This window comes from Methanobrevibacter sp., from assembly GCF_017468685.1.
Classification (GTDB): Archaea; Methanobacteriota; Methanobacteria; order Methanobacteriales; family Methanobacteriaceae; genus Methanocatella.
Genome location: NZ_JAFUHT010000079.1, coordinates 1 through 10,925, shown reverse-complemented (window position 1 = coordinate 10,925; position 10,925 = coordinate 1). Strand labels below are relative to the sequence as shown.

The following is a 10,925-nucleotide window of genomic DNA, read 5'->3' as shown; positions in this document are numbered from 1 at the left end:
GCTGCTGACTGGTGGACTCTCCTTCACGTAAAAAACTATTTTCCTGTTTTAACATCTTTAAAATAGCATTTAAATTTTTAATGTTAGGATTTAAAGGACAGCCATGAAATGAAAACAAATTATACAAATAATTGTATCTGGAAAGCATATTATTCCAAATAAAACGAGCATTACCAATATTTTGATTCAATACCTGTGTCATGTTTTTATCCGGAAGAAGTTCCACTTTTAAACCTTTATTAACAACATTAACCATAAAAAAAATAACTCCTTCATTATTTTTTTAAAAACTCAATTTTTTTTAGAAACTAATATTTTTCACTAAAAAAAATACATGTATATTATTTAATTAAAATAACCTATATAAACAAAACCAAAGAGAGCATCTGAAAAGTAATCCCAAAATACAAAAATTAAATGGTAAAAACTTTTAGAGAAGTACTATAATAAATACACTAATAATATTATGGAGCAATATTATGAACAATAAAAACCATCTAAGTTATTTCTTAAATGCTATGAAAGAGGAATTGAATTTTAAAGATTCTGAAGATTTCAAAAGCAAAGTTCATTTGAAAAATAATTTGGAATTCAGAATTAAAATCCAAAAATTCGTTTTTTTAGCAAAATATTTCGGTTGGGATAATACTTATAGTTATAATATGTATCATCATGGCCCATATTCTCCAGTTTTATCTGATGATTATCATTCCAGTGAAGTTTTTGAAAATGCTCCGTTACAAATTCAAAACTTTAATTTAGATTCATTTAAGAAGTTTGTCAGTAACAAATCCACTGATTATTTGGAAGCCGCATCAACAATTTTATATTATAAAAAATTTAATCATGCTCTCACAATAAATGATGCATTAATTAAATTAAATAATATTAAACCACATATTCCTTCAGATATCGTTGAAACTGCATTTAATGATGTTAATGGATTTGAATTGCCTTCAAAACAAATTTCAAAAAATCTTCCAACATCTGTTTTAAAAAATATTAAAACAAATTTAAATAATAAGATTCTTGACAATTTTAAGTTATTTGAACATTTTGATATTAATTATAATCGTGTATTTATTTTAGGATCTCTTGATTATCTAAGAATAGTGTTAAGAGAAGAAAAACTAAATAAGTATCTTAAAAATGATTTATATCAATCAATCGCCCAATATATTGAAGATATTGAAAAAATTTATTCATTATCTAATCAGGACAATGTTGTTTTTGAAAATATGAGTTTAAATAATCTTATAGAACATTTTGATAGGTTACAAAATTATATTAGTCAAGATCTTGATGTTCTTCCAAGATTAGATGATGATGATTTTGATGATTCATTATTCTATTAATTTATTTTGAGGAATTAAAATGGATAGATTTAAAAATTATTCTAAAGTGGTTTATGATGCACAGATAATTGTTTATTATTGTTTTTTATATGGTAAGTACAAATTAACTGGCCACACCACTAAAGCAAGAGATTTAACACAATTTTTAATAAATAATGAGATACAAATATGTGTTCCAGAGTTTATACTTGATGAAATAAATCATAAATCAATCCCAAAAATAGTTAATGAGTATGTGGAAGACAAAAGAAAATGCTTCCTCCCTTAAGCAAAATTCCAAATAGTAAGAACCACCATCTTCAAAAATTTCTTCAAAAAATGTGCAATTATCTAAAAGCCATTTTTTTACAATCCAAAGTGACCACTCATGATTTTGTTAATTAGAGTTTATATTCTATTGTTTAAATAATTTATCAGTGAAAAAACTAACCTCAAAATATTTTAAAAATCATCCCCTCTGAAAATAATGCCCCCGATTAATAACCTATAGTGCAATCGTTCAAAAAATTTTATGAAAATGCAGTCGAAGTTTAAAACTTATATAAGTAAAAGAATATAAAATAAATAGGTTAACCCAAGTGAGGAGTTATTGAATATGAGATGTGTTGGTACAGTAGTACGGGGAATTAGAACCCCAATTATTAAGGAAAACGATGATTTGGCAAGTATAGTCGTTGATTCATTGATGGCTGCTAAGGAAAGTGAAGGATTTGAATTTAAGGACAAGGACATTGTTGCAATCACAGAAGCGGTCGTTGGAATTTCAGAAGGAAACTATGTCACCGTTGATGATGTTGCCGAGGATTTAATCAACAAATTTCCATCCAAAAAAATCGGAGTTACAAACCCTATTTTAAGCAGAAACCGTTTTTCAATCATCCTGAAAGGAATAGCCAGAGGAATGGACAAGATTACATTGTTGACATCCTTCCCGGCAGACGAAGTCGGAAACGGAATTTTGGATGAAAACGCTTTAGATGAAAGTGAATTTAACCTTGCAAGCGTCATATCCGAGGACGATTATAAGGAACACTTTGCATCATGGAAACATCCCTTCACCGGAATAAACATGATTGACTTTTACCGTGATTTGATTGAAAGTGAAGACTGTGAAGTGGAATTTGTCTTTTCAAATGATGTTAAAACAATCCTTAACTATACAAATGACGTTTTAGCTTGTGACATTCACACAAGAGAAAAAACAGTGAAATTATTAAGGGATTTAGGTGCTAACGCTTACGGATTGTATCAAGTATTGACAGAGCCTGTTAACGGTTCCGGATGCAACCCTGACTATGGACTTTTAGGTTCAAACAAGGCAACCGAAGAAAGGCTTAAACTCTTCCCTAAAACCGGCCAGGAACTGGTTGAGGAAGTTCAAAAAAGACTGGTTGAAATTACCGGCAAACAGATTGAAGTTATGGTTTACGGTGACGGTGCATTCAAGGATCCTGTCGGAAAAATCTGGGAGCTTGCTGATCCTGTGGTTTCACCTGCACATACATCAGGACTTATCGGATATCCTAATGAAATCAAACTGAAATATGTTTCAGACAACAAGTTCGCAGACCTTAAAGGCGATGAGCTTAAAGAAGCAATCAAAGAGGAAATCAGAACCAAAGATAAGGACCTGACCGGTCAGATGATTACTGAAGGAACCACACCAAGAGTCTTGACTGATTTAATCGGTTCACTTTGTGATTTAACCAGCGGTTCCGGAGATAAGGGAACACCAGTAATATTTATTCAAGGTTACTTTGATAATCTGGCAAATGACTAGATTATCATAAAACCTTCTTTTTTTATTCTTATTTTAATAATATTTCTTATTATATCAAAATTGACAAAAATATATTTCATATTATAAGGTAGATAATATGAAATTTGAAAGAATGATTTTAATACTATTTTTAGTATTTCTAATTTCAATTCCAATAGCTTTTGGTGAAGATAATATCACAGACGAAAATGATTTATCAATAGTAGATATAACTGAATCAGAAGAACATATCGAATTGTATGAAGATGAATCAATTGGTAATGATTTAAATGAGACATTTTACGACACAGATAAGTTACAAAGCAACAATGATTATGAAAATGAATTGGAAAATAGTGAAACTACAACATTAGATGTTTCCGAAGCATATGAATATTTGAATAAATTTAGAAGTGAAAAAGGCATATGGTATTGGAATTCAGATGATACAACAATAACCTACTTCAATACAAATAACCACAACCAACTAAAACCTCTAACAAGAGACATAGGTCTTGAAGAAGGTGCAAAAATAAGAGCTAAAGAATTTGACACATACCCTTCACTTGCACATAACCGGCCTAACGGATTAAGTTGGAATACAGCTTATCCCTATTATGTCGGTGCAGAATGTTTATCACAAGGAGTGGACATAGAATCCTGCATTGATTATTTGAAAGAAACATATAAAAACCATAGTGGTCAAGGCCATAGACAGTCTATGATTTACCCTTACTTTAATTGCGTGGGAATTGCAATATATAAAACAGGGTATTTTACTTCTATGGCATTATCCTTTGGATATAAAAAAGAATACGAAACCAATGACACCACCATCGAAGAGCCACCATTGCTTGATTCCCAAAAAACATTCACTGATTTGAATAATTTGGTAACTAATACTAACATAACACTAAATAACGACTACATTTACACGACCAATGATTCCCAATTTGAATATGGAATTGACATTGAAAATTCAATAACTATAGAGGGGAAAGGACATATAATAGATGCAAGAAAATCTGCAAGAGTATTTAGAATTATTTCAAGCAACGTCACACTAAAAAACATTGTTTTCAAAAATGGGAATAAAAATTACAATTCAGGAGGATTAGTATTTGCACAAAATTCCAAAATCACAATTATAAATTGCAGTTTCATAAACAGTGATTCCTACACTGGCTCAGCAATATTCTCATACAACAGCGAAATTTTAGTTGAAAACTGCAATTTTACCGACAACATTGCAGTCAATGGAACAATACACTTATTAAACTCAGTTGGGATAGTTAAAAATTCATATTTTAACAATAACAGTGCTATTTTTTATGCAGGAGGCATATGTTCCTCAAACAGTAATGTTTCAATTGAAAATTGTAATTTTATCAATAATTCAGTCATAAGCATATTCTCAGGAGGCGCAATTCATTCAGGAAATAATGACAATACATCAATTACATTATGCAGTTTCTTTAACAACTCAGCAGAGATGGGTGGAGCAATATCTTGTCTGAATAACACGATTAGCATTGAAAAATGTATCATATACAATAACAGTGCGGTCAGAGGCGGAGGAGCATATGGTGATAATTGTAAAATAAAAATTATAAATTCTGACTTTGCCAATAATAATTTAAATTTATCTAATGATTATTTAAAAAGAGAAGGGGGAGGAATATATTTAATAAATAGTTCCACTCAAGTTATTAATTCCAATTTTACCAATAACTCTGTAAATCATCGTTCAGATAATTTCCAAGGAGGTGGAGCAATCTCATCAAACTATGGGAATCTGACAGTTACCAACTGTAGGTTTTATAAGAATTTTGCAGAAAAAGGTGGTGGAGGAATATATTCACTATCCAGCAAAACCAAAATCATTTTTTGCAATTTCACAAATAACATTGTGTATTCTAAAGGCCGTGCAACTATCGGTAGCGCAATATTTTCAGGAACAAGTGAAATTTCAATATATAATTCTGTTTTCTTAAATAATCAAGCAAATTCAAGTTATTATTCACCAAGTGGAGGTGCAATATATTCAAATATCAATAATATCACTATTGAAAATTGTAATTTTACAAATAATACCATACACAACGCAAAATATTATTATGACCCATGTGGTGGAGCAATACGATTCTCTCACTCCAATGCTACAATACTCCACTGTAATTTTAACAATAATAATATAAATCATTGGACAACATATGGAGAATCAATATTTTCAGAAAATGGGAAAATTATTATTATGTATTGTAATTTTACCAATACTCCATTAAATACAACTTCACATACCACATACGGAGGAGCAATATACTCATATAATGACAATATTACTATCAAATACAATACGTTCGCCAACAATTTTGGAACAAATGGAGGGGCAATATCCATGGTTAATGGAAATATTACAATTTCAAACTGCAATTTTATTAATAACACAGTAATGTATCATCATTTAGCCTATGGAGGAGCAATATATGCAAAAAAATGTAATTTATCCATTGAAAATAGTAATTTCACAAACAACATTGCAAATCAGATGATCGCACATGGAAGTGCAATATATTTATCTAACTCCAATACAACACTAGAACATTGTAACTTTAAAAATAATCATGGAAAATACAGAAGCGGAGGAATATATTCTGAAAATGGTGAAACAAATGTTAACTATTGCATATTCATTAATAATACTTCAGAACAAGGCGGTGCAATATATTCAGATAAAAACAAAGATTTCATAAGAAATTGTATTTTTACAGGCAATACTATTAATGAAACATCATCATCTCATGGAGGAGCAGTATATGCAAGAAATTCATATATGTTAATTGAATATTCCACATTTAGCCAAAATTTTGCAAAATCAAAAGGATATGCATGTGGAGGAGCAATATACAATTATTACAGTGATGTTTTCCTTAAATATTGTAATTTAACAAATAACAGTGTTGAATCATCCTATGCAGCATATGGTGGTGCAATATATTTAGACTATGGAAAAATTTCCCTTGAAAATTGTAAATTAGTCGATAATCAAATAAAATCAACTTATTCAAGAGGAGGTGCAATATATACTGAAAATAGTGAAACATTATTGGATACCTGCAATTTTGAAAATAATTCTGCAAATATTTATGGAGGAGCAATATATTCATTCAGTAGCAATAACACTTTAAAATATTCCATGTTTAATCACAACATCGCGAATAATTATGCAGGAGCAATTTTCACATCAAACAGTACCAACATTATGGAATATTGCAATTATAACAACAATTTTGCACCATTGGGAGGTGTAATTTATTCCACAAAAAGCAATAGCACCATAAACGATTGTAATTTTAATAATAATCATGGTACCAGATTTGGTGGTGCGTTATACTTAAACAAAGATGTTACTGTTTTAATTGATGAATGTAATTTTAATAATAATTCTGCAGAATATGGAGGAAATGCAATCTATTCTAAAGATACAGATACATATGTTAAAAACTCAATATTTGATAATGAAAAAAATTTGACAATAACTGGCAATACCATTATCATAAACTCAACATTTGGAAAAAATTCACTAGATAATGTCAATACAACAGTTAGTGACACACCAAACACTACTGATAATCGTGAAAAAACACATTTGGAACTATTCGACTATTATGGATTTGTAAATCAAGCAGTTACTTTATCTGCCAGATTATGGGACAGTGATGAAAATTATTGGCTGACCGGTGAAAATATAGAATTCTGGATAAATGATGAGAGATATCCTTCATTTACCCAAGGCCAATTAGGAGTCGCTCTTTTCAGATATGCATTCAATAAAGCAGGAACTTATTATTTCAGTGTAAATTATAGTGGAAATGAAGAATATCGCCCATGTAACGGCACCGGCAAAATTATAATAAAAAATCCGATTGAAGCTCAAATAAGCACTGATTTAAATTTTAATAATGCAACAATCACTGTTGATTTAGGAAAAAACATTGACGGCGAAATCATTATTAATATTGATGACAGTGATCAAAAATGGACATTAGGATATCTATACAATGAATATAAACTAAAAATTCAAAATGGAAAAGCAGTTCTGAAACTTGACAACTTAAAAGACAGGACTTATCATTTCACTGTTGAATTGAACAGTACACTCTATGAATTTGAAGAAACTGTAGGTTCAGAATTTAAAATAGTTACTTATAAAACCCATCTTGTTGCAGATGACATAAACATGTTTGCCGGAAACGAACTCATATACCACATTGAACTATATGATGAGGAAGAAATAGGATTTGAAAATCAGACAATACACATATACTTAAACAACAGACAATATGATTTAAAAACTGATGAAAACGGTTCTGCAAATCTGCATGTCAACCTGACAAGTGGAAATTATCCGATAATTATTTCTTATGATGGTTTTAACAATACATTTTTACCGGTAAAGTTAACTAAAAACATCATTGTCAAACCGACTACTGCAATTCCACAAAACAGCGAATTTGCACCAAATTCACATTATGAGATACAGCTATTCGACAGACAGGGAAATGTATTGGCAAACACTGAAATTGATGTGAAAATAGATGGAGTAAAACAGAATCTAATCACCGACAGTACAGGAAAGTTATCTATACTCTTAAACCTGAAAGATGGAAAACACTCCATTGAAATCACCAATCCTAAAACAGGAGAAATAATTAAAAAAGAAATCACAATAAAATCCAATAATAACAACCAACAGCCACAGAGCAAAGCCAAAAAGATCAATCCTAAAAAAATCATAAGGACAAAAAACATCTCAGTTAAGAAAGGAAAGAAAATAATATTCAAAGCCAGGCTTTACAATATTAATGGAAAGATTCTGAAAGGTAAAAAGGTAACTTTTAAATTTAAAGGCAAAAAATACAAAGTAAAAACCAATAAAAAGGGAGTGGCAACACTAAAACTTAAAATAAAACTTAAAAAAGGAAAATATACTATAAAAACAACATATCAAAAATACACTGTCAAAAACAAGATTAGAATCAAATAGAATTCCTAAAAAGTGTGAAATAACCTCAGTTATTTTACACTCCCCCTATTTTTCACAAACATGAGACAAATTTGATGCGATATACTTGAACCAAGACTAAACTAAAATAGCATTTAAGTGTAAAACTTAATTTTAATTAAATGAAATTTTAAAATAAAAGAAATAATAAAATAAATTAAATAAAAAGAAAAAGAATATGTAGATTACTTAACCAAGTAATCTAGTTTTCAAGGTATTTTTTCAAATCTTCAGCCTTGTCGGTTTTCTCCCAAGGGCGACCTTCAATACCAAAGTGACCGTATTTTGCGGTTGGCTTGTAGGAAACATCCCTTAAGCCCAAACTTTCAATGATTCCGTCAGGAGTCAATTTGAAATTTTCACGTACGATTTCACCGAATTTTGCCTGTGAGACCTTACCTGTTCCGAAGGTATCAACCATTACAGATGTTGGCTCAGCAACACCTATAGCATATGAAAGCTGAATTTCACATTTCTCAGCAAGTCCGCTTGCAACAATGTTTTTGGCAATGTATCTTGCCATATAACATGCGCTTCTGTCCACTTTGGTACAGTCTTTACCTGAGAATGCTCCACCACCGTGTCTTGCATATCCTCCGTAGGTATCAACGATTATTTTACGTCCGGTCAAACCTGCATCACCATGAGGACCACCGATTTCGAATTTACCTGTCGGATTGATGTGTTCGGTTGTATCTTCAGTAATCAGTCCTTCAGGAATAACTGCTTTGAAGAGTTTTTCACGAATGTCCTCTTTTAAGCCTTCCTGGTTTTCAGACATGGATTCATCGTGCTGTGTGGACAATACCACTGCATCAAGGGACAATATATTTCCCTCTTCATCATAATTAACAGACACCTGTGCTTTTCCGTCTGGTCTTAAGTATGGGATTTCTCCGCTTTCACGCAGTTCGGTTAATTTATTTGTCAACTTACGTGCCAAATCGATTGGGAAAGGCATTAATGATTCGGTTTCGTTGGTTGCATAACCGAACATCATTCCCTGATCTCCTGCACCGGTTTCGTCTTCCCCACGGTCAACACCCTGGTTGATATCAGGAGACTGTGCATGCAATCTGTTAACGATTTCACAGCTGTGTCCGTCAAATTTCAAATCAGGATTATCATATCCGATTTCATTGATTGTGTCTCTTATAATCTTTTCAATATCATCATTATCTAAATCAGCATTTGATGTTACCTCACCAAATACCATACAGAAATCTGTTGTTACACAAGTTTCACATGCAACGTGGGAATTCTTATCCTGCGCCATGTATGCATCGAGTATTGCATCAGATATAATATCTGCAACTTTATCCGGGTGTCCTTGTGTTACGGATTCTGATGTAAATGTTCTATATATTTCGCTCATAATTATCAATCCATAAAAATAAATTATAATGAGGGTATTCCTAAATTTTTTTAATATAATAATATATTTTTATTTTAATATATAAACTCTTTCTAATTTTTAAAATAAATAATGAAAATTAACATCAAAATAATTATTATATTTTTTATTTACTTAAAAACTTAATCAGCTTAACAAGAGCAAAACCCATCAAACCCTTGTTTTTATAGATTTCATCAATTTCTGAAATCTCATCAAAAAGCATCTTTTTTTCAGCCAAAGTAAAATCACCCTGGCGCAACAGATTGATATAGTTTACAAAAAAAGGATTCATCATCATGGCCACATCCTTTAAACCTTCACGATTGGATGTTTCAATAGCCAACTTATAGGACTGAATTGTGTCCAAAACCAATTTGAATTTTACATTTTTAGTAACGGACAAATCTCCATCAAAACGCATTGAATAATTCACAATGGATTCATTGTTAATGAACAATATTTCTGAATTATAAAAGACATCCAAAATAAAGTTCAAGTCCTCTCCTGCAACAAATGGCTTGAATTCAACCAATTTATCAGCCCGAACAATCTTTGTCCACATTGATGGCAGAATTTTTAAGATTTCAGGGTTTTTTCGAATATCCTTAATTAGAATTTCATCCTTATACTCCATGGATTTTCCATATAATATCCTGTATAGCACTTTCCAAATCAGTGCAGTGATAAAATTAAAATTGGGATATGTTTTAATATCGTTATTTTTTGAATCATATGGAGAATATGATATAAGAGTCATATCATCATAAACACGATTATATCGTCCAAATGCCACCCCAACATTTGATTTTGAGATTGCATTATACAGCACTTCACATGCAGTTTGAGTATATGTGTCATCGGCATCCAAAAACATTACATACTCACTGGTTACATATTTAAGACCAACATTTCGGGGCCCGAATGGTCCTCCGGAGTTCTTTTGTAAATGAATCGGTTTAAAAGAAGAGTATTTGTCTGCATATTCATCAATGATTTCTCCTGATGAATCTGTTGATGCATCATTTACAATAATAACTTCAAGATTGCTGATTCCAATGCTTTGATTGACTATTGAATCCAAAGAATCCCTTAAATACTTTTCTGCATTGTAAACCGGCATTATGATTGACACTTTATAAATGGACATTAGTTGAATTTTTATTAATTGTAGTATTTAAAAATTTCAAAATAATGCAAAACAAATAAAATAAAAAAAGAAAAATAAGGAATTAAATCCTTATTTTTTAACTTTTGCAGTCTTTTTAACTGTTTTTTTACCGTATGAAACCTGATATTTTACTTTTTTGCCAACTTTAAGTTTCTTTAAAACTTTTTTCTTGATGGTAACTT

7 protein-coding genes are annotated in these 10,925 nt (G+C 30.8%); 4 read left to right on the top strand and 3 right to left on the bottom strand.

Annotated elements, in window-relative coordinates:
* A partial coding sequence (locus IJ258_RS10280; RefSeq protein ID WP_292806572.1) for a helix-turn-helix domain-containing protein occupies positions 1-256 on the bottom strand: 256 nt, incomplete at its 3' end.
* Positions 257-479: 223 nt separating this feature from the next.
* Here IJ258_RS10280 and IJ258_RS10275 point away from each other — a divergent pair.
* The 4 genes from IJ258_RS10275 to IJ258_RS10260 all read left to right on the top strand — a co-directional run bounded on the left by IJ258_RS10275 (position 480) and on the right by IJ258_RS10260 (position 8,161).
* Positions 480-1,355, top strand: coding sequence for a hypothetical protein (locus IJ258_RS10275; RefSeq protein WP_292806570.1), 876 nt, complete (start codon positions 480-482; stop codon positions 1,353-1,355).
* A gap of 19 nt (positions 1,356-1,374) precedes the next feature.
* Positions 1,375-1,623 (top strand): hypothetical protein, encoded by a 249-nt coding sequence (locus IJ258_RS10270; protein WP_292806568.1) that lies wholly within the window; start codon positions 1,375-1,377, stop codon positions 1,621-1,623.
* A 327-nt stretch (positions 1,624-1,950) separates the two neighbouring features.
* Complete coding sequence (locus IJ258_RS10265; RefSeq protein ID WP_292806566.1) at positions 1,951-3,135, top strand: coenzyme F420-0:L-glutamate ligase; 1,185 nt, start codon at positions 1,951-1,953, stop codon at positions 3,133-3,135.
* 97 nt (positions 3,136-3,232) lie between these two features.
* On the top strand, positions 3,233-8,161 hold the full coding sequence (locus IJ258_RS10260; protein ID WP_292806564.1) for a right-handed parallel beta-helix repeat-containing protein: 4,929 nt from the start codon (positions 3,233-3,235) through the stop codon (positions 8,159-8,161).
* 220 nt (positions 8,162-8,381) lie between these two features.
* Here the strand turns inward: IJ258_RS10260 and metK are convergent, their stop codons facing one another.
* Positions 8,382-9,554: a methionine adenosyltransferase gene (metK, locus tag IJ258_RS10255; RefSeq protein ID WP_292806562.1), complete on the bottom strand. Its 1,173-nt coding sequence runs from the start codon at positions 9,552-9,554 to the stop codon at positions 8,382-8,384.
* Between the two features lie 145 nt (positions 9,555-9,699).
* The gene (locus IJ258_RS10250; protein ID WP_292806560.1) at positions 9,700-10,722 is read right to left on the bottom strand and encodes a glycosyltransferase family 2 protein; all 1,023 of its coding nucleotides are present in this window, start codon (positions 10,720-10,722) and stop codon (positions 9,700-9,702) included.
* Between the last annotated feature and the right edge of the window lie 203 nt (positions 10,723-10,925).